Source organism: Bacillus sp. PPSBB_2 (assembly GCF_045291115.1).
In the GTDB taxonomy this organism is placed as follows: Bacteria; Bacillota; Bacilli; order Bacillales; family Bacillaceae_G; genus Bacillus_A; species Bacillus_A cereus.
Genome location: NZ_CP147983.1, coordinates 2,027,433 through 2,052,086 on the forward strand (window position 1 = coordinate 2,027,433; position 24,654 = coordinate 2,052,086).

Consider the following 24,654-nt stretch of genomic DNA (forward strand, 5'->3'; position numbering starts at 1 on the left):
CCCTTTTCACGAAACCAAGTACCTACACGTGAAAAAGTAGAAACGTGAGGAACGAAATATAAACCACAAGATACACGAAATGAAGGATATTGATGCAAAAAACGTGTTAATTTGCGTAAAGAGTCAATTTGAAATACAGTTTTCAAGAAAAAGCATTTCAGTAAGGCTTTTCTACAGATTGGTGGGCGACCTGTCACAGGCGGAACGCCTTCAATAGTTAAACTGTCTACGTATGCAAATAAAATCTGTAAAATGGATTGATTTTCATCAAATTTGGTTATCATACTAGTAAATCCGTCCTTTCTGGAGATAGTTTCGGTTACTATCATTTTTCCAGGAAAACGGATTTTTTTATGCATTCATTTTTGGATATTTATGAGTTTTGCAACACCCTCCTCATTATAACAATAATTTTAAAAGAAAGTATACACTAACGTCGCAATAATTTGTCAATTTCTTGAATCTTCTCATCAGCTTTCCCAATTTGCGTATTTTTAGCCTGTTCGCCACCAAGAGCTTGATGTAGTAAGAAAGTTTGGCCAGAAATAGCAGTTACAATGGATACTTTTATAATTTCTTTTATCGCGGTGACATCGAATAAAACGAGCCCAAGAAGTGCGGCTAGGCTACCAGTAAAAATATCAGTTAAAAATCCAAAATGAAAAAATGTTTTCAAACGGCGTGGAAGCAATAACTTACCTTGGTTATTGATTAGATGGGAAACGAAGCCGGTAATGCCACCAACGAGAACAGCGGTTAGCCATTGATACATTTCCATCGAATCCACTCCTTTTAGTGAATAAGATTCGATTATTTTATATTGATTCCTTTTAATATTTCATATAAGCATATTGAGAAAGTTTGTTTGGGTATATTTTGTATTCAATTTAATTATAACAGAAAATTTCGAAAGGTTTCAGTCTATTATATGAATCATTTTTACAATAATATGAATGCAGAAAGGGGTGCGTGATATGAAGATAGATTATCGAATAAGAAGTGTAGATGGTTATACAAAAAATATAGGGGAATTAGTAAGCATGCTGGAGCATACGAGAGCTGTAACATTAGGCGAAGTAAAAAATTTATCAGTTGAGCAATTAGATTTAATTATGCAGAGCAGCGGAAATTCAATTGGCGCCTTATTAAAGCATATAGCAGCTATTGAAAAAGTTCATCAGCTTATTTCATTTCAAAATCGTGACTTTACAAAAGAAGAATTAGAAATATGGGAAGATGCACTGTATTTAGGGGAAGCGGGTAGAGCGATCCGTGGTCATGAAATACAGTATTATATACAACTTCTACAAAGTGTTCGAGAAGAATCTCTGAAGTATTTAAGTGAACAAGGTAATGAGTGGCTCATGTCAGAAAGAAAGTGGCCTAACGGTGTAGTATATAACCAGCACTATCTTTGGTTTCATGTGCTAGAAGATGAAATTAGTCACCGAGGACAAATTAGAATGCTCAAAAACAAGTTGTTTGAAAATTACGTTAAATGATGTAGCTTTTTATAGGAGAATTCCATATAATGAGGGTAATTAAAATAAGAACGGGGTGATGTATTATGGCGAAAATAACTTATATGAATAATAAACCAAATACAAAGGTGGATGGAAAGGGCGAAACGATATAAGTGAGCGCACTATCCTTCCACTTAGCTTACACTAGGGAGGATATCAATTTGAATCAAAATATTTTAGAATCGTATGGCTGGGATTCTTTTTTTGAGGAACAAGCTGTAGAGAACTTTGAAGTAGGGCGTATTTTACTTGAGCATAAGCATATATATCGAATTATTTGTAATGATGGTGAATATATGGCAGAACTGTCTGGGAAGTTTCGGCATGAAGCAGTTACGAAAGGCGATTATCCAGCAGTTGGTGATTGGGTGTATATAAAGAAAATAGAAGATGAAAAGAAAGCGATTATTCATCGTATTTTCCAGCGAAGAAGCTCTTTCTCAAGACAAGAGGCTGGAACAAGAACAGAAGAACAGATTATAGCAGCAAATGTAGATTATTTATTTTTAGTGAATGCACTTAATCATGATTTTAATGTTAGAAGGATGGAACGTTATTTATTATTAGCGTATGAAAGTGGCGCTATGCCAGTTATTGTTTTAACAAAGAGTAGTATATGTAATGATATAGAACAAAAAATTGTAGAAACGGAAGCTATAGCAATTGGTGTTCCTATTTTTGTTGTTGATAGTTTAGAGCATACAGGTATTGATTCGTTGAAACAATTCGTTTCTTCAGGGAAAACAATTGCTTTAGTTGGGTCATCAGGGGTAGGAAAGTCAACTTTGTTAAATGCGCTAATAGGAATTGAGGTAGCAAAAACGGGAGATATACGTGAGGAGGATAGTAGGGGAAGGCATACGACAACGCATCGAGAGTTATTTCAATTGCCAAGTGGCGCTCTCGTAATTGATACTCCCGGTATGAGGGAATTGCAACTTTGGGAAGGAAGCGAAGCGATTCAAACAACATTCTCTGATATTGAAGAACTTGCGACAACATGCCGTTTCCGTGATTGTAAGCATGAGAATGAACCAGGGTGCGCGGTGTATAGTGCAATTGAAAACGGACTTATTACGATAGATCGTTTGAAAAGCTATAAAAAATTACAAAGAGAACTGGCGTATTTTATAAGAAAACAAGATGCAATCCTTGCCAGAGCAGAGCGTGATAAGTGGAAAAAACTTTCTAAACAACATAAAAAAATGTAAAAACCAAAGGGTGCCCCTTTGGTTTTTTCTATTTGTAAATTTTATAATAATATTATTTATATATATAGACAAAGGGAAATTAATTGTTTAAACTTTACAAAGTATTCATCATAATAGGTTATGAAAATAATAATTAGGGATTGGGAAATATTCATAATTAACTCAATTTAACTTTTAAATTTGAAAATTAGGAGGTTCATAATGGGTAAACTATTAAATTTGTTTCGTGATATGAAAGTAGCAAAAAAGCTATTAATTTCATTCTTTGTAATTTTAATTGCGGCTGTGTCTATTATCGGAGGCATGTCTTATCAAACAGCCAAAAAGAATTTTGAATCGCAAATTAAGAGTAGTGCCAACGACAATATAAAAATACTGGATAATTTAATCAATCAAATGATTGATGCAAAATTTAATGATGTGAATAATTTTGCACGGGTGATTCAGGGGAATATGTATCAAGGAGATAATCAGGATGAATTAAGAAAAATGTTATCTCAATATATAAATTTAAATAAAGATATTGAACAAGTATATGTTGCCGGAAATGATAAAAAATTTGTACAAGAACCAAATATACAAATGGCAGCAGACTATAATCCAATAGAGCGTTCTTGGTATAAAGATGCGGTTGCAAAACAAGGTGGTATTGTTGTTACTGAGCCATATAAGGCAAAAGGAAATGGACATATTGTCGTAACAATCGCAAAACAAACAGAAGATAAAAATGGAGTTGTTGCGCTAGATTTAAGTTTAGATAATTTATTAAAAACATCAAAGTTAATTAATATTGGTAAAAAAGGATATGCCTTCATTTTAGATGGAAAGCAAAAAATAATTGCTCATCCACAAGAAAAATCAGGGGAAAAAGCGGCTGATTCTTGGGCAAAGAAAATTTATGAAGATAATCACGGTGCTTTTTCATATTCTTATGGCGGTAGTGAAAAGAATATGGTATTTGCTACAAATGTAAAAACAGGTTGGAAAATTGGTGGGACGATGTACTCAAGTGAAGTAATTGAAGCTGCTCAACCTGTATTTTATAATATGTTAATTGTTATGCTTATCTCATTAGTAGTAGGCGGGGCACTTATTTATTTTGTAACACTTTCAATTACGAAGCCTTTAAAGAGATTAGTTGTTACCTCTAAAGAAATAAGCGAAGGGGATTTAACGCAAACAATTGAAATTCATTCTAATGATGAAATCGGCCAACTTGCTAAAGGCTTTAATGAGATGACGAATTCGTTACGGACGTTAATTGGAAGAATTAACGATTCAGCTGGGCATGTTGCAGCGGCATCAGAAGAGCTAACTGCAAGTGTAAGGCAAGCGAGTGAAGCGACTGAGCAAATCACAATCGCAATGGATGAAATATCAAGTGGGGCAACGACGCAAACAACAAGCGTAGAAAATGGCGCTATGTTACTGTTTGATGTAACGGAAGGAATTCAACATGTAGCAAATAGTTCATCATCTATTAATACGGCTTCTGCACATACTCGTGAAAAAGCAGAAGATGGTGGGAAACTAGTAGGAAGAACAGTAAACCAGATGCAGTCTATTGCAGAATCGGTTTCACAATCAGATGCAGTTATACAATTACTAAATAATAAATCAAAACAAATTGGTGATATTTTAGAAGTAATTCAAAATATTGCAGATCAAACAAACCTTCTAGCTCTAAATGCGGCGATTGAAGCCGCAAGAGCCGGTGAGCATGGAAGAGGTTTCGCAATTGTTGCAGATGAAGTGCGTAAATTGGCAGAGCAGTCTAGCGTATCTTCTAGTGAAATTAGTAAATTAATATGTGAAATACAAGATGATATGGGTAAGACAGTCAAATCTATGAATCATGTAAATGAGGAAGTTCAATCTGGACTTGTTATCGCAAATGAAACGAAGCAAAACTTTGCTGAAATCTTACAATCTACAAATGAAATAGCTAATCAAATTAAGACGATGGTTGAAACGGCTAATGGAATGTCAAAAGGGGCAAATGAAGTATCTATTTCGGTAGGACAAATTGCAATGACAGCACAAAATAATGCGACAAGCACACAAAATGTTGCGGCTTCAGCTGAAGAACAGCTAGCTTCGATGGAGGAAATTGGATCTGCAGCAGGCACGTTATCTCAAATGGCTGAAGAGTTGCAAGGGCTAATTGAGAGATTTAAAGTTTAATAGAGAACAGACTATCCCCTAGTAGCATTATGCCAATAGAGGGTAGTCTGTTTTATTGTGTAAAATCAAATGGAGATGTAAACTTCCTTTATGACGTTTAAAATGGTATTTTGCATAATGTTTGTCGAAAAATAGAGGTATTTGTTAGCTTTGTGTATAATTATTAACGTATAGAATACAAATAAAAGGAGAGTATTATGGGAGTGTATTGGGGGACAAAAAGACATTCTTGGCTTAGTTACGTCTCATTTTGGCTAAGTATTTCATTTTTTATTGTTTTTCTAATTGAAGTGTTTATATTAAAAACACTTTCGAATAGCTCGGTGCAAATTGTTAAATATTTTTATTTTATATTTGTACCAGTAAATATTTTTCTTAGTTTAAAGTTACTATTTAAGAAGAATGAAAAGAAAGCGTTACCTATTTTTAGTTTCATTGTCTCATTATTATTTGCAATTTTAATAATCGTATTAGTTTTAGCAGCTATAGGGAAGGTCTTTTGAGGGGAGTGGTATAAGTCACTCTCCTTTTTTATTTGTGGTAGTCTTACTATATGTAAAAGTGTGAATGCTGTGAACTAATAAAAGCAGAGAGTAGACAATATTTGCATGGATTAAAGTCTGTCGTTATTTGAACTTGTAAGAGTGTATGGAGTAATGAGGTAATATACATAATAATGGAGATAGAATTAGTTATTTTATAAGTATGTATGAAGCAAATGAATACGGTAAGAACGTTGATATATGGTACAATAGCTATGGATAGTGATAGAGATAAAGGGTATATAAAATACTCATCGTTTTTTAGTAAGAGAGGGGTTATCTTATGCTATACGAGGATTTGGAGACATTATTTCAAACAGCTCCGAAAGAAGATAGAGGCGGATGGAAATATATAATCCAAGAACAAAATAATACATTTAAAATTGTTGATGAAATACTGAAAAATCAAATGAGTGTCGAATTATATTTTAATGAATACGATGAGGTGAAAATCACTTTATATAAAGATGGAATTCCCATTACGACTATGCAAAGAATTGCGATTTCAAAAGTTGAATTAGACGAAGATGAAGAAGGTATTCACTTTGTTTTAGAGCGCATGCCTAGTCGAATGATTCGGTTGCAGTTAAAGCCATATTTAGCATTAGAAATGGGACCGTATTGGGAAGTATGTGATGATTGTGAATGAGCATAAAAAAGCATCCAATAACATGGATGCTTTTTTATGTTTTTTGAAGTTGTTTAAACGCAATGATTGGCAGTATAACAATACTTACCCATCCGATGATAGGATATAGAATGTGAAGTAAGTCACTGTAACCGATGTAGCTAAAGCAATAACTAATTAGTAAAATGAAGAAAATAATATTGTTATTTTTCCACCCAGTAATAGATTGCATCTGTTTTGTCATTCCGAACACATTACCAACTAAAGTTGTGAAAATTTCACCGAAAATAATGAGAACGAAAAAGAAGTGAAAAGTTGCATTAAATCTTCTTATGACTTCAGCCATTGGGATGTTATATTGGTAAAATTGATCGACTGATAAGATTGCTAAATGGCTGCATAATAAAATTAAAGAAAGTCCAGCACCACCTAAAATCCCACCCCAAAAAATAGCTTTTCGATCCTTTACTTCACTGGCTAATGGGACGAGAACACTTTGGGCGAGAGAAAGATTTAAGGCGACATATGTAATAGGGCTAGTAATCCATTTCATATTCCAGCTCTCTGCAGGAATAGTGTTGTTAATAGGAGTTGTACCGTGAAAAAAGGTTGTAATAGCAAGTCCGATAATAAAAATCATCATAATAGGTACGACAAGTGTATTTACTTCAAAAACACCTTGTAATCCGCGGCTACTTATAATGAGACAAGCGATAACTGTAATAAGAATACCGAGTTGTCTTGGTAAGCGAAGTTGCTCTTCAAATACTGCACCAGCCCCTGATAACATAACGCTCGTTACGCCGAATAAAACGAGTAATAATAATGTGTTTACAACATTCCCAAATACATCCCCAAATAAATATTTGTTAAATTCTTGCGCTGAAAATGCCCCGATTTGTGATGAAAGTAACATCATCTTTGTGCCAAGCCAAATAAAAAAAAATCCACTTACACATATGCCAATTGTCCCGTATAATCCATTCACTGTGAAAAATTCAACAATTTCTCGTCCAGTAGCAAATCCAGCTCCAACGACAGTTCCGATATAAGTAGCGGCTACTTTCTTTGCTACTTGCCATTGTTGATTGTCCATGTTATCCCTCTTTCTACTATGATGAGCTTGATGTACTATTATGCATATGTATGAGCTTGGACAATTAGACGTATGAAGTGTTTGAAAAAATACATGAATTTAATGATATTAGGGAAGCATTAAAGGTGTTAAAACTTTGTTACATATAAGCCAATTGTTCGAAAGGAAAGGGAATGTATGGTAAAATGTAATTAGGTTATTAAAAGATAAACATTACAAAATGATAAGAGGAGTGATTGTATGAGTACGAAAACAAATGTTGTTGAAGTATTAAACAAGCAGGTAGCAAACTGGAATGTGACAGGGCCACACTTCTTTACATTACATGAGAAATTTGAAGAGTTTTATAATGAGGCTGGAACGTATATTGATGAGTTAGCAGAACGTATTTTAGCTTTAGAAGGTAAACCATTAGCGACAATGAAAGAATATCTCGCAACATCTAGTGTCAGCGAAGGGACAAGCAAAGAATCTGCAGAAGAAATGGTGCAAACATTAGTGAATGATTATTCTGCACTTATTCAAGAATTAAAAGAAGGTATGGAAGTTGCAGGTGAAGCTGGCGATGAAACATCAGCTGACATGCTGTTAGCAATTCATACAACATTAGAACAGCATGTATGGATGCTAAGTGCATTCTTAAAATAACGATAAATATAATAGAAACCCATTGAAAAATTATTTCAATGGGTTTTTTTATGATTTTTCAGTTTTCTTTTATGCTATAATATAGTAAAAAGGAGGCGATGCGATGTTTCGCTTTTTCAGAACTGGAAAAGAAGAGCGGGAAATTACGAAAGATGAATTAGAACAAGCGATGGCTCAGTTTTTAGAAACGAATGCTAATATCGTTTATACAGTATTAGTAAATGAAGATTATACAGTAAATTATGATTTGTTAAAACCGTATTTACCTGCATTTCCAACAAATGATTTTCTCATAACGAAGGAAACGCTTGAGGTATTTGAACATACAGCAGAAAATTTAAGCCTAGTGAAAGAAATTGATGTCGTACAAAAAGCAGTAGACCAATACGTAACAGAAAAAGAAATGTTCCCAATTGTTGAAGGTAGCGAAGATCGCCTCATATGCGGAATGAAGCTAGGACCTTACTTAAATCGTAGCTTAAAAAGAGACTTATATATTTCAGAAAAACATTATTTAGTTTCAAGTAAACCAGATAGAAAAAAACAAAAGAGCGGGTAGATGTAATGAAAACAACAATACATATATTGTTGTCTTTTTTTGTTTGTTAAAATATTGATTTTTCAGTCTATTATTATTTATACTAAATGTATTGGACAGGGAAGAGTAACTATTAAGCATCATTTTGAGAATAAGGTATTGTTAGCGTGGGTTATACAAAGTGGTATAAAGATTCGCAAAAAATATTATAAAAGGTTTCGGGGGAATTGGTACATGAAAAATAGCATGACTTACATTCAATTATTAAATGAAACGTTACGTTGTTATGCAAATAAAGGAAGTTTTGAAGCGTACAATTATATAATGGAAAACGCTACAGGTGTAATAGGGAATGAGGCGCAAATATATAATTTTAAGTATGCACTCGCAAGTGCATCGGGACTTGAAAAAGAAGCATTACATTTAATGAGAGAGGCCATTATAGAAAAGGGATTCTGGTATGGAAATGAGTATTTAATTTCCGACGAAGATTTAAAATCACTACATAAATTTGAAGAATTTCATACAATGGTGCAATTATGTAAAGAAAGAGAAGAATTAGCACATAAAAAGGAAAGACCAGATGTGAAATATATATACAGCAAGAAAGAGGGAAATCTACTACTTACATTGCACGGTGACCAAGAAAATATACAAATAGTAGAACCATATTGGAAATCTGTGTTGACACAAGATTATATGTTAGCTTTACCACAGTCTTCACAAATTGAGTTTTCAGATGGATTTGTTTGGGATGATATAGAGAGAGGAAAAGAGGAATTAAAAGAGCATTACAATAAGTTTATAGAAAATCATACAGTAGAAAGTGTAATCATTGGTGGTTTTTCTGCAGGGGCGAGAGTAGCTTTATATACGATTTTACAACAAGATATAAATGTAGATGGTTTTGTTTTTATGGCACCATGGCTTCCCGAGATTGAAGAATGGGATGAGTTGTTAAGAGTGCTGCAGGATAAACATATAAAAGGATATATAGTATGCGGGGATCAAGATGAAGATTGTTTCGAATCCACGCAGCAATTTGTACAACTATTAAGAGAGAAGAATATAGAACATAAGTATAAAGTTGTGCCTGACTTAGATCATGATTATCCTATTAACTTTGAAGAGCTATTAAAAGAAGCTATTGAATATATAGGAAATGAAAACAATAAGTAGTAAGAAAAAGAGATGCATCACATGTGATGCATCTCTTTTTAGAATTATAAATTAAAAGCATTTGCTAATAAGCGATAAGACTTTAATTTATGTTCAAATTGATGAGTAATCGTGACAATCATAAATTCGTCAGTATTGTATGCTTTGCTTAAGTTTATTATTTTTTCTTTTACAGAAGACGGATCACCAACAATCATACGTTGACGATTTTCTTTTATACGGAATAAATCATAAGCGCTGTATGAATAATTTTGAGCAGTTTCAATAGAAGGTGTACCAGTAGTTCGTTTTCCTTGCTCTAATAATAAGATTGATAAATCTAAACTAGAAGCAATTTTTTCCGCTTCTTCATTTGTTTCTCCGCATATAACAAAGATGGCAACGATTGAATTAGGCTTATCTCCTAAAAATGAAGGCTGATATTGTTCTTGGTAAGCCCTCATAACTTCAGGGCCTCCGAAGCCGTTAATAAATTGTGCAAATGCGAAAGAAGCTCCGTTGTTTGCAGCAATTTTAGCGCTCTCTCCGCTAGAACCGAGCATCCACATTTCAGGAGACGTTGGGATAACTGGAGTGGCTTTTAAGTTTGCATAGTGATGGTTTTCTGGTACTTGATCATGTAAGTACATTGCAACGTCTGCAATTTGTTCTGGATATTGATCAAGTGAGACCATTTTCCCTTCTTGAAGTGCGCGAGTTGCTATTGGCATACCACCAGGAGCTCTACCAACACCGAGATCGATGCGTTTCGGATACAATGCTTCTAGAACACGGAAATTCTCAGCAACTTTATATGGGCTATAATGCGGTAACATAACACCACCTGAACCGACTCTAATACGGTCCGTTTTTGCGGCAATATGAGAAATAAGTATTTCTGGACTTGAACCAGCTAAGCTTACGGAATTATGATGTTCGGATACCCAAAAACGTGTGAATCCGAGTTTTTCAACTTCTTGTGCAAGCGTAACTGTATGTGAAAAAGCTTGGGCTGCTGTGCTACCATCTGAAATAGGTGATTGGTCTAATACACTTAACTTGATCATAGAATATACCTCTCAATCTTAATGTACATCCTATTATATATTTACTTATGAAAAATGCGTAGTGAAATGCTCAAAATGAAAAGCGGATAATCTTATTTCCGCTTTTAACGAGAAAATCCGCGTTCATAATGATTCATTTCGACTAGATTTAAAATATATTCATAGTTGTCAATTTCACGTTTTAGTTGTTCACGTTCTTTTTCAGATAGTGTCATATTGCTAAGTTTTTTACATAAGTTTTGTTTCTTTAATTCTAAATGTTTTTTTGTAGCATCATAGTCATAGGTATGTTTCATTTTTAACCACTCCTTCTTTGTAGTTGCTATATTATACGAAGTATAAAGAAAAGTGAGATCTGTCTCTTATGTACTTTTAGTGAATATTCAAATTGCAATGGTGTTATGTTTATGGGGATTTATGAATAAAATGCACTAAACCACTAACGTCCATTTGATGAAGTAAGGGGTGGAATTGTGCAGAAAGATATAATGTATAACACTGAAATGGATGAAGCGTTAAAAGTTATAGATAAAGGATTGAATAAGACGACAAGCCCAAAACAGATTATTGTAGTGGGAGCTGGTATGGCTGGGTTAGTTTCGGCCTCTTTATTAAAGGCTGCAGGACATGATGTGAAAATTTTTGAAGCAAATAACCGGGTAGGTGGCCGTATAGAAACGGTTAGAATGGAAGATACCGGATTATATTTAGATGTTGGAGCAATGAGGATTCCATATTCGCATACATTAACGATGACATATATAAGAAAATTTGGGCTACAGGTGAGACCTTTTATTAATAGGAATGAGACGGATATTATATACGTAAATGGACGGAAAACGACGTTAAAACAATATGAAAAAGATCCAAGTATCTAAGATATCCTGTGGAAATGAATGAAGTTGGAAAAACGTCAGAGGAATTATTATTGTTAGCGGTACAGCCCATTATAAATTTTATAAAAAAGAACCCAGAAAAAAATTGGGACGTTGTAGTAAAGGATTTTGGAAGATACTCTACTGGGCAATTTTTAAAGTATCATCCTTATCAGTATAATACTTACTTTTCGCCAGTAACAATTGAGATGATTGGTGTTCTATTAGATTTAGAAGGTTTTTTGGAACGATCGTTTGTAGAGACTTTACGCTTTCTATACATTATGCAAGAGGAGAGCGGATTTTGTGAAATTGTGGGCGGGAACGATAGATTGCCAAAGTCATTTTTACCGCAATTAGAAGAGAATATTATATATAATCAAAAATTAATGAAGCTACATCAACACGATAATGGTGTGACAGCTTTCTATCGGAACGAGGAAACTTTTGAATATAGTAGTATTACAGGAGATTTAGTTATTGTTACCATTCCGTTTTCGACAATGCGTTTTGTAGAAGTAGATCCGTTTGATTCTATATCTCATGAAAAATGGAAAGCAATTCGTGAATTACATTATATGCCTGCGACGAAAATAGGAATTCAATTTAAAAGCCGATTTTGGGAAGAACAAGGACAATTAGGCGGCAGAATTATAACAGATTTGCCAATTCGTTATGCCTATTATCCAAGTTATGGAATTGGGCAGAAAGGACCGGCTATGATGTTAGGTAGCTATACATGGTCTTATGACGCGTTGTTATGGGATGGTTTATCAAAAGGTGATCGTATTTATTACGCATTACACAACTTAGCAACAATATTAGGTGGTCAAGTGTATGATGAGTTCATATCTGGAATATCAAAAAGCTGGACATTGGATCCGTATGCGCTTGGAGGATTTGCACTTTTTCAAGCAGGTCAAGAATCTGAGTTGCAACCAGCGATTGTCAAACCAGAGGGGAGAATATTCTTCGCTGGAGATCATACAACGCTATATCACGGATGGATTCAAGGTGCGATTGAATCTGGAATTCGTGTAGCGGTGGAAGTGAATGAGTAAAAGGTTTTCAATTCAGAAAATTCTTTACTATATAACTTGAGATGGATATTATTATATATAAAAGAAATATAGGGAGTGTTTACAGTGAATCCGTTATTATTCGATTTTCCTTCTGAATTTTATACTGACAGGCTTTTTATTCGAATGCCGAAACCAGGAGATGGTAAAGTTGTATATGATGCAATTCAGGCTTCAATAGAAGAACTAAAACCTTGGATGGTGTTTGCACAAAAAGAGCAAACAGAGCAAGAAGTAGAAGAAAGTATTAGAAAATCACATATTCAATTTTTGCAACATGAGGATTTAAGATTACTAGTATTTTCGAAAGAAACAGGTGAATTTATTGCTTCAGCCGGATTACATCGTATTAATTGGGATATACCTCAATTTGAAATCGGATATTGGATTGATACAAGGTTTAGCGGAAAAGGCTATATGGTAGAGGCTGCGAAAGGTATAACGGATTACGCTTTTTCTGAATTGAAAGCAAACCGTGTAGAAATTCGTTGTGATTCTTTAAATAAGAAGAGTAGAGCGATACCTGAGAAATTAGGTTTTAAGTTAGAAGGTACGTTAGAAAGTGCGAGTGTTGCGGTAGATGGAAACGGATTAAGGGATATGTGTGTATTTGCCATGACTAGAAATACATATGAAAAAGAAGAGCTGTAAGAAAATAGCTCTTCTTTTTATGCATTATGGTACAGGATGTCCATTAGAGCTTTCGAAAATTGTAAACCATTGTTGACGGTCTAAGTTAACTTTTGTAGCAAGAGCGGCAGTTTTTACGCGATCTAATTTACCAGAGCCAACGATTGGCATCATATTAGCTGGATGAGCAAGTAACCAAGCATACATAACCGTATCGATATTAGAAACACCTAGCTCAGTAGCAACTTTTTGCACAGTTTCGCGTACACGTACAGCACGTTCTGATTGACCAGTAAAGATCTCACCACCAGCAAGAGGTGACCAAATCATTGGATTGATTCGTTTTTCTTGGCATAAGTCAATTGTTCCTTTTTCAAAATGCTCAAGCTGCAATGCAGAAACTTCAATTTGGTTCGTAATAAGTGGAAAATCTAAGTACGAATTTAACATATTAAATTGTGAAGGTAAGAAGTTAGATACACCGAAGTGACGAACTTTTCCTTCTTGTTTTAATTGTGAAAAGGCTTTTGCCACTTCATTTGGATCCATAAAAGGATCGGGACGATGAATAAGTAATACGTCAATATAATCTGTATGTAAATTTTTAAGTGATGCTTCTACACTTTGTATAATATGCTCTGTACTAGTATTGTAGTGAGCAACATATCGTTCTGGAAATTTCGGTGATGGGGGAGCGATTCCACACTTTGTAATAATTTGCATGTTTTCTCGTAAGGAAGGCTTTAATTGTAAAGCTTCGCCAAATAACCCTTCACACGTATATGCGCCGTAAATATCAGCGTGATCAAAAGTAGTAATTCCCATATCCATACAATCTTCAATGAAAGAAAGTAATTCTTGTTTTGTCATATTCCATTCTGCTAAACGCCAAAATCCTTGAATAATACGAGAAAATTCTAGCGTTTCAGCCATTTGAACTCGCTCCATTATAAGTACCCCCTTGATGAATAATAATGTTTTGAAAAGGCTTTCTTACTACATATTATTATATAGTTAATTAGGTGTACAGACAATAAATATGTTTTGCTATAAAAACGATTTTTTCTATCATGCCTTTCGAGAGGACTCCCATCTCTAAACGTAAATGAAGGTGGCGAGGTGAATCGAAAGAAATATTTTATTTTTGAGAAAAAACGGAAACATATGTTCTTTTTTGCTATAATATCCTTAACAAGAAGGTGAATAAAATGGCAAAAGAAAATCCATCAAACTATAAAACTCTTCAAATCTGGATAAAAAAAGGGCATCGTATGTATTCTTATTTTCAAGAATGTTGTCATAACGCTAAGAATATGTACAACACCACAAACTTTTATATACGCCAGGTGTACACTGGATTAACACAAGAAAAAGAGTTGCAGCCTTTGCAAAAAGAAGTTCTGGATAATATTCATAAAAATATTGGGAAGATGAATGACACACAACGTCTTGCCTATCGGAAGAAATTGGAGAAAGAGAAAGTAAAGCCTAAAGAAGAACAGAAAGAGATTACATGTAATTTGTTTTCAGAACCTAATTTTGAAAAACCTTATGTAGATTACAACTTTCTAGATGCACTATTTAAGGCTATGATTCAAAATGATTATCGAGCTTTGCCTACGCAATGTAGCCAGTCCATCATGAAAGGTTTGTTCCAAAATTGGAAATCTTTTTTTGCTAGTTTAAAAGACTATAAAAAGAATCCAAACAAATATGATGGAATGCCTAGGATTCCAAAGTATATTCGTTCTTCTGAAAAAGAGATTCTGTATACAAACCAAGATTGCATCATTAAAAACGGTAGATTTTTAAAGTTTCCAAAGACGAAATTGCAATTAAATATTGGGAAACTAGGTTTCACTGAAGGTAAACTGAAACAAGTTCGTGTGATTCCAAAATACAATGAATATGTAGTGGAATTGGTAATTGATGTTCCTTCTGAACAACAAATGATTGAAGAGAATGCTCGTTATATGAGTATTGATTTAGGGATTGATAACCTTGCAACCATCGTAACAAACACAGGTATGAAACCTGTCCTTGTTAAGGGCAAACATGTCAAAAGCATAAATCAATATTACAACAAAATGAAGAGTCATTTTACAAGCATTCTTAGAAATGGAAAACAAACGAATGAAGGACCTTTTACTTCTAAAAGGATAGAAAAACTTCATCAAAAACGTTACTTGAAAATAAAAGACGTCTTCCATAAAGTTAGTCACCACATCGTAAAACTAGCTCAAGAAGAAGAAGTTTGTAAAATCGTTATTGGTCAAAACAAAAGTTGGAAACAAGAAACGAATATGGGAAAAAGAAATAACCAATCGTTTTGTCATATCCCACATAATTTACTGATTCAAATGATTACATACAAAGCAAATGCTGTAGGCATTCAAGTTGTTGTAACTGAAGAATCATATACATCGAAAGCAAGTTTTCTGGATAACGACTTCATTCCAACGTATGGAGAAAATGACCAAAATACAACTTTTTCAGGAAAACGAATAAAGCGCGGTATATATCGTTCAGCAAATAAAACTTTAATTAATGCAGATGTAAATGCTGCGGCTAACATTTTACGAAAAGTAATTCCAAATGCATGGACAAATGGGATAGAGGGGTTAGGCGTGAAACAGCTCGCTAATGTGTTAACTCCCCTGACGTTAATCGTCCGTTAGGTCGAAACGTTAGAAACCCCCACTTCAAACTTTGTTAAGTGGGGGAGTGTTCATATGTTATAATGTAGAAACATATAGCTATAAGGAGATGTACGAAATGATTCCAGTAACAATATTAACTGGTTTTCTTGGATCGGGGAAAACGACATTATTAAATCGTATTTTATCAGAAAATCACGGTAAGAAATTAGCGGTGATTGTAAATGAAATAGGGAAAATTGGCATTGATAATCAGTTGATTATGAATGTGGAAGAAGAAATTATGGAAATGACAAATGGCTGTTTATGCTGTACTGTACGTGAAGACTTACTTGTTGCTTTAAAACAGTTATTGGACGTAAAAGCAGAAGGGAAAATGGATTTTGATGGTTTAGTAATTGAAACGACTGGCCTTGCAAATCCAGGCCCGATTATTCAAACATTCTTTTTAGATCCAGTCATCCAATCTGCTTACCAAATTAACGGTGTTGTAACGGTGGTAGATAGTTATCATATACATAAACATTTTGAAAAAGGATTAGAAGCAAAAGAGCAAATTGCGTTTGCTGATGTTGTTTTAGTAAATAAATTAGATTTAATTGAAGAGAATGAGAAAGAAAATCTCTTGCATGAAATTCAAGGAATTAACCCGACTGCAAAGTTAATTGAGGCGACTAACTGTGAGGTAGATATACCATCTTTATTACAAATCCAAACGTTTAAAACGAAAGATACGTTGCAAATTTACCCTCATAAAGAACATAACCACTTAGAAGGTGTGAAATCATTTGTATTACGTGAAGAACGTCCGCTGGATTTACAAAAGCTTAATGAGTGGATGTCAGCTGTCGTGCAAGAGCTAGGGGAATATTTATATCGTTACAAAGGAATTTTATCGATAGACGGAGTAGATAAACGTATCGTTTTCCAAGGTGTACATACGTTATTTGCTGCTTCGTACGATAGAGAGTGGCAAGAGGGCGAAGAGCGAGTAAGTGAAGTAGTTTTTATCGGAAGAGATATTAATAAAGAGTGGTTCCAAGAACATTTCGAGGAGTGTGTGAAATAAGTCTGCGTAAATTGTAGGCTTATTTTTTATGAGCATTCTATTAGATTGCAAAACAGAATTAAATAAGGGAAAGAAACTAAAAATTGATGACTGTATAATAAAAAGCCTGTTTTCACAGGCTTGTATTTTCGTCTATTAGTAACTCCATTACAACACCTACAACTGGACCTTCATCATCAATATCCCCATTTAAGCGGAAACCAAATGATTCATACAGTCCCATTGCAAGTTTGTTGTCTGGATGTAAACTTAAGTAAATTATTTTACATTCAAATTTTTCTTGTAAGAATTGAATAAGTAAGCGAAGGAAACGTTTTGCGTATCCTTTTCCTTGATATTGTTGGTCAATCATAAAGCGATCGAGCCATACACTTTTATGTTTTACTGAATACCATCCATACATTGCGTATCCTACAAGTGTTTCGCCATCATATAAACCTACTGACGTTCCGTTTCCTTCATATAATGATTCTGCTAAAGAAAACGCGTTACTTTCAATAAATTGTTGCTGATCTTTTGCGACGTCTAAAGCAACTACTGAACGCCAATTTTTTGCTGTTACTTCACAAATGTGAAGATTCATAATTCCAACTCACCTTCTAAATTAATATAGCTTTCAAGCTAATATGGATAATTTTACTTGTTATTTTGGTCAAGTCAAGGATAAATACATAAAAAGGCAGCTGAATAACAGATTCAGCTGCCTAGAAAATATAATGGATTAGTTTGTTGCTTCTTTCAATGTATTTACGTTTTCTTCCATTAAAGTGAAGTAATCTTTATTATTTTTTGCATCATCTTCAGAAATAGTAGCTAAGTGATTTAAGCGTAAAACTTTTGTACCAGTTTCTTTTTGAATTACGGATGCTACTTTTGGAGTAGAGAACGTTTCGAATAAAATATATTTTAGATTATGTTCTTTTACTGTTTTTGTAATGTCAGCAAGCTGCTTTTGAGATGGTTCATCAGAAGCTGAAATTCCAGCGATAGGAATTTGTTTTAGGCCGTATCGTTGTTCCCAGTAACCATAGGCAGCATGAGAAACTAAAATTTCTTTCGTTTTTGCGTTCGCTACAGCTGCCTTAAATCCATCGTCTAAATCAGTAAATTTAGTTTGAAGTGCTGCAAAGTTTTTTTCGAATTCTTTTTTATGTTCAGGTTGTAATTCTACAAGTGCATTTTTAATTTTTTCTGCTTGTTTCATTGCTAGAGTAGGATCTAACCAAACATGTGGGTCTTTATCGTGATGATGTTCATCTTCTTTATGGCCATCTCCATGATCATGATGCTCTTCTTCAGTAGAAGCACGAAGCTCAATACCTTTAGATGCATTTACAATTTTAACATTTTCTTTTTGTAATGTTTTTTCCATTTTTTCAGCAAATGGTTCTAATTCAGCGCCGTTATAAACAAATAAATCGGCTTTTGCAACTTGTACTGTTTGTTTTTGACTTGGTTCAAATGTATGTGAATCTGCACCAGGTGGGTAAATTGCTTCAACATTTACATAGTCGCCACCAATTTTCTTTGCGAAATCAGCAAGTGGGAAAATCGTTGTATAAACTGTTAGCTTTCCATCTTTCTTGGCATTACTTTCTTTTTTATTTGAGCAGCCAGCGAAAATTAAGGTAAAAATAAGTAAGAATGAAAATATAGTCAATCTTTTAGGCATGAAGTTCTCCTCTTTTCTTTTTTACGGATATATTTTCCCCAATTATAGAAGAAAAATATCATTTTAATACAAAACGGAATAATTACGTTTTAGTTTGCGAACTTAGTATAATACATCTTTAATAAAGTTGCAATAAATAATAATCATTCCGATTTGTTTTTGTTATAAAGTTGTCAAATATAGGTGTATTATTTTTGCAAATGCATGCATATGTGACAACGCTGTTTTCATATATTGAAAAGGAGGTAAAGAGGGGGATGAGCGCTTGGGTTACTTAATGGAAGCTATTTTATTAATATTAGCGGTAGTATTGCCATTATCTTTCGTATTAATTTTTTTAAGAAGATTAATAAGTAATTTAGGGGACGCTACAACAATAACGAAATTACAAGAGAGAAATGAGAAAAAAGAGTGAGTAAAGCACTATGCGTACGCATAGTGTTTTACTTGTGGTAAAATAAGAGCAGGAAACTCCTAAAGGTTGTATTTTACTGAAGGAGAGAAAAGTAAAATAAGAGGTATATGTATATATGAATAAGCGAACAGCGTTAATACTTGGTGCAAGTGGTTTAGTTGGACAAGAGATAACGCGTCTATTACTTGAATCAGATTACTACGATTCGGTTACTATTTTTGTAAGAGAGCCAATGCAATTGCAACATGAGAAGTTACAGCAGAAACAAGTTGATTTTTCGGTATTAGAGGAATATAAAGAGTTCTTTGCTGTGGATGATGTTTTTAGTTGCTTAGGAACAACAATAAAAAAAGCAAAAACAAAAGCAAATTTTAAAAAAGTAGATTATGAATATACGTTACGAGCTGCTTGTTTAGCTGAAAAACAAGGGGTACAAAATTTCCTTGTCGTGTCTTCTATGGGAGCGAATCCTAAATCATTTTTCTTTTATTCACAAGTGAAAGGGAAAATGGAAGAAGAATTGCAAAAGTTAGTGATCGGTGGTATTCACATTTTTAGACCATCATTATTAGTAGGAAATCGACAAGAATTTCGTTTCGGCGAACAAATGGCTGAAAAGTTATCTCGTATTATTCCTTTTATCTTTAAAGGGGCTTTCAAAAAGTATAAACCAATTTCAGCTAAAGATGTGGCGAAAGGGATGTATATAACCGCGCTGCGAGAAGAATCGGGTATCCATACTTATAATTCAAATGAAATTACAACGATAGAATAAATAAAACTGAGAAGAATGACTTCTCGGTTTTATTTATTCGTATGAATTTTCCCTGGCGCTCGCTTGTATTGATATGGTTCTTGCAATTCAAAGCCAAGTTCATTGGCCGCTATTCTCGGGAAGTACGGATTGCGAAGTAACTCACGTCCGATGAAAATTAAATCAGCTTCGTTATTGTTTAAAATTTGCTCTGCTTGTACTCCGGTCGTAATTAATCCAACTGCACCAGTTGCAATGTTAGCATGCTCTTTAATATGTTTAGCATATTGTACTTGATACCCAGGATAAACATCGATGTGTGCAGGGACAACAGCTCCAGAGCTACAATCGATTAAATCTACTTCTTGTTCTTTCATCCATTTTGTATACTGAACATAATCTTGAACTGTTAACCCTTCAGGATGATAATCATTTGCTGAAATACGGACAAATAACGGTCCGTTCCAAACTTCATTTATCGAGTCAATGATTTCGCGTAAGAAACGATAGCAGTTTTCAGGTGAGCCGCCGTATTCATCCGTCCGTTTATTAGTAAGTGGTGATAGGAATTCATTGATAAGGTAACCGTGAGCGCCATGTATTTCAATAACATCAAATCCAGCTTGTTTTGATCGTACTGCAGCTTGCTGAAAAGCTAATACAGTATTTTTAATTTGGTGTTTGCTCATTTCTATTGGCATTTTCATTGTTTCATTAAATGGAATGGCTGAAGGAGCTAACGCATCTGTTTCTAATTCTGCTTTTCTTCCGGCGTGAGCGAGTTGAATGGCAGCTTTTGCGCCGTTATCATGTATAAAAGTAGTCGTTTTATGTAAGCCTTCAATTAGGTTGTCATCCCAAATACCTAAGTCTTTGTTAGAAATTCGTCCTTCAGCTAACACCGCAGTTGCTTCAACCATAACTAAACCTACTTGGCCAGCAGCGCGAGTTCCATAATGAATGAGATGAAAATTCGTAACGCTGCCATCCTCATTCCCCGAGGAATACATACACATAGGCGACATAACGATACGATTTTTTAGTGTAACGTTCTTAATTGTATAAGGTGAAAAAAGCTTGGAATTCATCAAATAGCCTCCTTGATTGAATTTTCTTATATTTTACCATTCTCTTTTTTGTTTCTCTAATAAAACGCTTATACGAAAAATTTTGTATATTTGTGTTACAATGACTAATATGAACTGAATTGGAGGATGGCATATGTACCAGGCTTATTATGAAAGCGAATTAGGTTTGCTTGAAATTACAGCGAATCAAGAAGGAATTACGTCTGTTATATTTGTTGATGAACGACAAGAAGAAAATAAAAATGAAATGATAGAACAATGTATAAATGAGTTAGATGAATATTTTAAAGGGAAAAGAAAAGAGTTTACGGTCCCGCTGTCTGCGGAGGGAACAGCATTTCAAAAAAATGTATGGGATGCACTTTATACTATTCCATACGGCGTAAGTGCTTCATATTTAGATATTGCAGAGAAAGTTGGAAATATAAAAGCTGTACGGGCAATAGGAGGGGCAAATAGTCGGAATCCAATTTCAATAATTGTTCCATGTCACCGTGTAATAGGAAAGAGTGGAAAGCTTGTTGGATATGCTGGGGGTTTATGGAGGAAAGAGTGGTTATTAAAACACGAAGGTATTTTGAAATGACGTATGGATGGGAAGAGGGATTGTTTTGAAATGTATAAATTGTGGGCAACCTTGCGAGGAGGAACAGTTAAATTGTGCAAGTTGTCAGCGAAACTTGGATAATGAACAAGAGGAAGGTAGCTCGTTAATAGATAAAGAACTGGAAGTATATGTAGGGAGACAATATCCGTATTACAAAAGGAAATGGGATCTTGAGAATAAGCGGATTGCTAGGTGGAGCTGGAATGGTTGGGCTGCTATTTTCAATATAGGCTGGCTAGGATATCGTAAGTATTATGTACCAGCTGCTTTATTTATGTTGTTATTAGTAGCGTGTGATGCATTTTCGTATTATATGGGATTTAATGTAGCGTTGCCAATCATTAATATGGTGCCTCTTACGTTTTTATTACTCATTTTTATTCTGTTTGGAATGGGGATTTTTGCAAATGGATTATACTATCAATTTGCGGAAAGACGTATATACCGAATAAAAGCAAGAGAAATAAAAGATAAATCAGTTGAAAACTATCTAATCAATGATAGCGGCGGAACGAGCAAAATGGGAGCGACAATTGTTACTATTTTAGCAGTTGCTAGCATATTTTTTAGTCATTTCTTTTTTCCGACTGATCGAGACGTTATTCAAAAGGTTCGTACAAGCTCGCTTTATGAATATCCTTTCTTTTCAATAGGTGAATCTTTCGAAAATTATTTTCAAAATTCAGGTTGGATATATTATCGTGGAACGGAAGGGTTAGAATTAGTAGAATTCCAAGGATATAACACCGGAACGCCAAGACAAAAGGTGAAGATTCAATTTGTTGTCGATTATAAATTAGGTGAAGTGGAACCATACTCACTTATGGTTAATGGTGAATCTAAAACTGAAGAAGAGTTTTTGAAGCTGATGGAAGAAATATTTAAAGTTCAAAATCCATTTGATATAGAGGATGGATTACAAGTAAATGCTATTCAAGAAAGCGGCTGGAAAGAAATTTCCGATCGCTTTTTTCTATGTTTGTTAAAATAAATATTTAAAATAATCAGAATCTTTTGTATAATGAAATATATTATATAGGATTTAACTTATACATATAGATTGGGGGAAGGAAGAATGAAGAGAAAGACAACAACAATTGCTGCACTTGCGTTAACGACAAGTGTATTGGTTGCAGGATGTGGGAATGGTGAGAAGGCTTCGACAACGAAGAAAGAATCGAATAAGGGAATGGCCGATAAACAAGTTTTAAATTTGCTAGAAACAGCTGAAATTCCTTCAATGGATACATCTAAATCAACGGATTCTGTATCTTTCCGTGTATTTGTAAATGCAATGGAAGGTTTATATCGTCTAGATAAAGATAATAAACCAACACCAGGTATGGCAAAAGATGTGAAGATTAGTGAAGATAAAAAGACATATACATTTGAATTACGTGATGCGAAATGGTCAAATGGTGATCCAGTTCGAGCACAAGATTTTGTATATGCATGGCAACGTACATTAGATAAAGCATTAGCGGCAGAATATGCATTCATTTTATTTGATGTGAAAAATGCACAGAAAGTAAATAAAGGTGAATTACCAGCAGATCAATTGGGTGTTAAAGCGAAGGATGATAAAACGTTGGTAGTAGAATTAGAGCAACCAGCACCTTATTTTCTTGAGCTTACGTCGTTCCCTACATTTTTCCCATTAAATGAAAAATATGTGAAAGAGCAAGGAGATAAATACGGATTAGAAGCAGATAAATTAGTATATAATGGACCATTTACAATGAGTCAATGGAAACATGAACAAAATTATCAGTTGAAGAAAAATCCTAATTATTGGGATAAAGATACTGTAAAATTAGACGAAATTAATGTAAGTATTGTGAAGGAAACAAGCACGGGAGTAAATTTATATGATAGTGATCAAGCAGATCGAGTTATTTTAACTTCTGAATTTGTTGATAAATATAAAAAGAATAAGCCAGATGAATTTAAAACGAAGTTAGATCCACGCATATATTTCTTACGTTTTAACCAAAAAAATGCAACATTTAAAAACCAAAAAGTACGTGAAGCGATTGATTTAGCATACGATAAAAAAGGAATTGCTGATGTCATTTTAAATGACGGTTCATTGCCAGCATATTTCTTAGTACCTGAAAAATTCACGACAGGTCCGGATGGAAAAGATTTCCGCTCTGTAAATAAAAACTTCCGTGATAGTAAAGATAATGCAGAGAAAGCAAAAAAATTATGGGAAGAAGCGAAGAAAGAGCTTGGTCAAGATACAATTACGGTTGAATTACTAAACGATGATAACGGTAGCCGGAAAAAAGTAGGCGACTTTATTAAGGAAGAACTAGAGAAAAACTTGCCTGGTATTAAAGTAAATTTGAAACAGCAACCATACAAGCAGAAGCTAGATTTAGAAAAGAAATTCCAATACGAATTCTCATTATCTGCATGGAGCCCTGATTATCCGGATCCAATGACTTATATTGATATGTTTGTTACTGGAAGCTCATTTAATGAAATGGATTATTCTAATCCGAAGTATGATGATTTAGTAGCGAAATCAAAAGGAGAGCTATTAAAAGATGATAAAGCACGCTGGAATGCACTTGCGGAAGCTGAAAAAATCTTAATTGGTCAAGACGCAGCAATTTCTCCTACGTACCAACAAAGTACAGCTTATTTAGAGAAGCCGTTTGTAAAAGGCATTGCTAACCATACGTTTGGCGGGGACTTCAGTTATAAATGGGCATATATTACAAAAAAATAGTATAATGAAAGGTGAGTGAATTTTCGCTCATCTTTTATTTGTATAAGGAGGAATTATAGTTGTTAAGGGGAATCAATCATATTTGTTTTTCGGTATCTAATTTAGAAAACTCTATTATGTTTTATGAAAAAGTATTAGAAGGAGAATTATTAGTTAAAGGAAGAAAATTGGCTTATTTTAACATATGTGGAGTATGGATAGCGCTTAATGAAGAGACGCATATTTCGAGAAATGAGATTCATCAATCTTATACGCACATTGCATTTTCTGTTGAACAAGAAGACTTTAAATGTCTAATACAGCGATTAGAAGAAAATGATGTTCATATTTTACAAGGAAGAGAACGTGATGTAAGAGATTGCGAATCTATATACTTTGTTGATCCTGACGGTCATAAATTTGAGTTTCACTCAGGGACACTGCAAGACCGTTTAAATTATTATAGAGATGAGAAACCTCATATGACATTTTATTAG

26 protein-coding genes and 2 pseudogenes are annotated in these 24,654 nt (G+C 34.1%); 19 read left to right on the top strand and 9 right to left on the bottom strand.

The features are described from left to right. Both V6946_RS10150 and V6946_RS10155 read right to left on the bottom strand, forming a co-directional pair. Positions 1 to 284, bottom strand: a 284-nt coding sequence (locus tag V6946_RS10150) for a transposase (RefSeq protein WP_406622057.1), incomplete at its 3' end; no start/stop codon positions are given. 146 nt (positions 285 to 430) lie between these two features. After that, entirely contained in the window at positions 431 to 778 is a 348-nt protein-coding gene (locus V6946_RS10155) for a DUF4257 domain-containing protein (RefSeq protein WP_000426317.1), read from the bottom strand. Positions 779 to 974: 196 nt separating this feature from the next. Between V6946_RS10155 and V6946_RS10160 the strand changes: the two genes are divergently transcribed. From V6946_RS10160 to V6946_RS10185, 6 genes and pseudogenes are all read left to right on the top strand, one after another. Next, a complete protein-coding gene (locus tag V6946_RS10160; protein ID WP_006928050.1) occupies positions 975 to 1,502 on the top strand; it encodes a DinB family protein in 528 nt (175 codons plus the stop codon). 182 nt (positions 1,503 to 1,684) lie between these two features. Then, the gene (gene rsgA, locus V6946_RS10165; RefSeq protein WP_001073088.1) at positions 1,685 to 2,734 is read left to right on the top strand and encodes a ribosome small subunit-dependent GTPase A; all 1,050 of its coding nucleotides are present in this window, start codon (positions 1,685 to 1,687) and stop codon (positions 2,732 to 2,734) included. A 303-nt stretch (positions 2,735 to 3,037) separates the two neighbouring features. Next, positions 3,038 to 3,976 (top strand): annotated as a pseudogene (locus tag V6946_RS10170) (cache domain-containing protein); the annotation flags it as partial. Positions 3,977 to 4,099: 123 nt separating this feature from the next. Beyond that, entirely contained in the window at positions 4,100 to 4,918 is an 819-nt protein-coding gene (locus V6946_RS10175; protein WP_406622349.1) for a methyl-accepting chemotaxis protein, read from the top strand. A gap of 197 nt (positions 4,919 to 5,115) precedes the next feature. Continuing rightward, a complete protein-coding gene (locus tag V6946_RS10180) occupies positions 5,116 to 5,421 on the top strand; it encodes a hypothetical protein (protein WP_000539569.1) in 306 nt (101 codons plus the stop codon). A 322-nt stretch (positions 5,422 to 5,743) separates the two neighbouring features. After that, positions 5,744 to 6,109, top strand: coding sequence for a DUF3979 family protein (locus tag V6946_RS10185; protein WP_000965067.1), 366 nt, complete (start codon positions 5,744 to 5,746; stop codon positions 6,107 to 6,109). A gap of 34 nt (positions 6,110 to 6,143) precedes the next feature. On the opposite strand, the gene V6946_RS10190 is transcribed toward V6946_RS10185, so the two are convergent. Next, on the bottom strand, positions 6,144 to 7,184 hold the full coding sequence (locus V6946_RS10190; protein WP_006924691.1) for a GerAB/ArcD/ProY family transporter: 1,041 nt from the start codon (positions 7,182 to 7,184) through the stop codon (positions 6,144 to 6,146). A 240-nt stretch (positions 7,185 to 7,424) separates the two neighbouring features. On the opposite strand from V6946_RS10190, the gene V6946_RS10195 reads away from it, so the two are divergent. From V6946_RS10195 to V6946_RS10205, 3 genes are all read left to right on the top strand, one after another. Next, positions 7,425 to 7,832: a Dps family protein gene (locus V6946_RS10195; RefSeq protein WP_366981764.1), complete on the top strand. Its 408-nt coding sequence runs from the start codon at positions 7,425 to 7,427 to the stop codon at positions 7,830 to 7,832. A 103-nt stretch (positions 7,833 to 7,935) separates the two neighbouring features. Continuing rightward, on the top strand, positions 7,936 to 8,391 hold the full coding sequence (locus tag V6946_RS10200) for a DUF3939 domain-containing protein (protein ID WP_000488210.1): 456 nt from the start codon (positions 7,936 to 7,938) through the stop codon (positions 8,389 to 8,391). A 213-nt stretch (positions 8,392 to 8,604) separates the two neighbouring features. Continuing rightward, a complete protein-coding gene (locus V6946_RS10205; RefSeq protein WP_000798313.1) occupies positions 8,605 to 9,549 on the top strand; it encodes an alpha/beta hydrolase in 945 nt (314 codons plus the stop codon). A 44-nt stretch (positions 9,550 to 9,593) separates the two neighbouring features. Here V6946_RS10205 and V6946_RS10210 read toward each other — a convergent pair whose 3' ends face one another. Beyond that, positions 9,594 to 10,595 (bottom strand): LLM class flavin-dependent oxidoreductase, encoded by a 1,002-nt coding sequence (locus V6946_RS10210; protein ID WP_366981762.1) that lies wholly within the window; start codon positions 10,593 to 10,595, stop codon positions 9,594 to 9,596. 104 nt (positions 10,596 to 10,699) lie between these two features. Continuing rightward, positions 10,700 to 10,891 (bottom strand): DUF3896 family protein, encoded by a 192-nt coding sequence (locus tag V6946_RS10215; protein WP_000683359.1) that lies wholly within the window; start codon positions 10,889 to 10,891, stop codon positions 10,700 to 10,702. A gap of 177 nt (positions 10,892 to 11,068) precedes the next feature. Between V6946_RS10215 and V6946_RS10220 the strand changes: the two are divergent. After that, a pseudogene (locus tag V6946_RS10220) lies at positions 11,069 to 12,531 on the top strand (flavin monoamine oxidase family protein). A gap of 84 nt (positions 12,532 to 12,615) precedes the next feature. After that, positions 12,616 to 13,200, top strand: a complete 585-nt coding sequence (locus V6946_RS10225; RefSeq protein WP_366981761.1) for a GNAT family N-acetyltransferase — start codon at positions 12,616 to 12,618, stop codon at positions 13,198 to 13,200. Positions 13,201 to 13,224: 24 nt separating this feature from the next. Here V6946_RS10225 and V6946_RS10230 read toward each other — a convergent pair whose 3' ends face one another. Continuing rightward, positions 13,225 to 14,127 (bottom strand): aldo/keto reductase family oxidoreductase, encoded by a 903-nt coding sequence (locus tag V6946_RS10230; protein ID WP_049107628.1) that lies wholly within the window; start codon positions 14,125 to 14,127, stop codon positions 13,225 to 13,227. 260 nt (positions 14,128 to 14,387) lie between these two features. Between V6946_RS10230 and V6946_RS10235 the strand changes: the two genes are divergently transcribed. Both V6946_RS10235 and V6946_RS10240 read left to right on the top strand, forming a co-directional pair. Then, positions 14,388 to 15,857 carry an RNA-guided endonuclease TnpB family protein gene (locus tag V6946_RS10235; RefSeq protein ID WP_049107629.1) on the top strand — a complete coding sequence of 490 codons (1,470 nt, stop codon included), beginning with the start codon at positions 14,388 to 14,390 and terminating at the stop codon, positions 15,855 to 15,857. A 97-nt stretch (positions 15,858 to 15,954) separates the two neighbouring features. Continuing rightward, on the top strand, positions 15,955 to 16,905 hold the full coding sequence (locus V6946_RS10240) for a GTP-binding protein (RefSeq protein WP_000613418.1): 951 nt from the start codon (positions 15,955 to 15,957) through the stop codon (positions 16,903 to 16,905). Positions 16,906 to 17,017: 112 nt separating this feature from the next. Here V6946_RS10240 and V6946_RS10245 read toward each other — a convergent pair whose 3' ends face one another. Then, positions 17,018 to 17,488 carry a GNAT family N-acetyltransferase gene (locus V6946_RS10245; RefSeq protein WP_001048677.1) on the bottom strand — a complete coding sequence of 157 codons (471 nt, stop codon included), beginning with the start codon at positions 17,486 to 17,488 and terminating at the stop codon, positions 17,018 to 17,020. Between the two features lie 138 nt (positions 17,489 to 17,626). Beyond that, the gene (locus tag V6946_RS10250; protein ID WP_001126148.1) at positions 17,627 to 18,577 is read right to left on the bottom strand and encodes a metal ABC transporter substrate-binding protein; all 951 of its coding nucleotides are present in this window, start codon (positions 18,575 to 18,577) and stop codon (positions 17,627 to 17,629) included. Between the two features lie 265 nt (positions 18,578 to 18,842). On the opposite strand from V6946_RS10250, the gene V6946_RS10255 reads away from it, so the two are divergent. Both V6946_RS10255 and V6946_RS10260 read left to right on the top strand, forming a co-directional pair. After that, entirely contained in the window at positions 18,843 to 18,992 is a 150-nt protein-coding gene (locus V6946_RS10255) for a hypothetical protein (protein ID WP_000540933.1), read from the top strand. A 115-nt stretch (positions 18,993 to 19,107) separates the two neighbouring features. Continuing rightward, a complete protein-coding gene (locus V6946_RS10260; protein ID WP_001042735.1) occupies positions 19,108 to 19,767 on the top strand; it encodes an oxidoreductase in 660 nt (219 codons plus the stop codon). Between the two features lie 29 nt (positions 19,768 to 19,796). Here V6946_RS10260 and namA read toward each other — a convergent pair whose 3' ends face one another. Continuing rightward, positions 19,797 to 20,834, bottom strand: coding sequence for an NADPH dehydrogenase NamA (gene namA, locus V6946_RS10265; RefSeq protein ID WP_006922387.1), 1,038 nt, complete (start codon positions 20,832 to 20,834; stop codon positions 19,797 to 19,799). 133 nt (positions 20,835 to 20,967) lie between these two features. Between namA and V6946_RS10270 the strand changes: the two genes are divergently transcribed. The 4 genes from V6946_RS10270 to fosB all read left to right on the top strand — a co-directional run bounded on the left by V6946_RS10270 (position 20,968) and on the right by fosB (position 24,654). Beyond that, positions 20,968 to 21,420 carry a methylated-DNA--[protein]-cysteine S-methyltransferase gene (locus V6946_RS10270; RefSeq protein ID WP_000283907.1) on the top strand — a complete coding sequence of 151 codons (453 nt, stop codon included), beginning with the start codon at positions 20,968 to 20,970 and terminating at the stop codon, positions 21,418 to 21,420. A 7-nt stretch (positions 21,421 to 21,427) separates the two neighbouring features. Beyond that, positions 21,428 to 22,432, top strand: a complete 1,005-nt coding sequence (locus V6946_RS10275) for a DUF2628 domain-containing protein (RefSeq protein WP_002023926.1) — start codon at positions 21,428 to 21,430, stop codon at positions 22,430 to 22,432. An 84-nt stretch (positions 22,433 to 22,516) separates the two neighbouring features. Then, complete coding sequence (locus V6946_RS10280) at positions 22,517 to 24,178, top strand: peptide ABC transporter substrate-binding protein (protein ID WP_000824278.1); 1,662 nt, start codon at positions 22,517 to 22,519, stop codon at positions 24,176 to 24,178. Between the two features lie 59 nt (positions 24,179 to 24,237). Beyond that, the gene (fosB, locus tag V6946_RS10285) at positions 24,238 to 24,654 is read left to right on the top strand and encodes a FosBx1 family fosfomycin resistance bacillithiol transferase (protein WP_000943774.1); all 417 of its coding nucleotides are present in this window, start codon (positions 24,238 to 24,240) and stop codon (positions 24,652 to 24,654) included.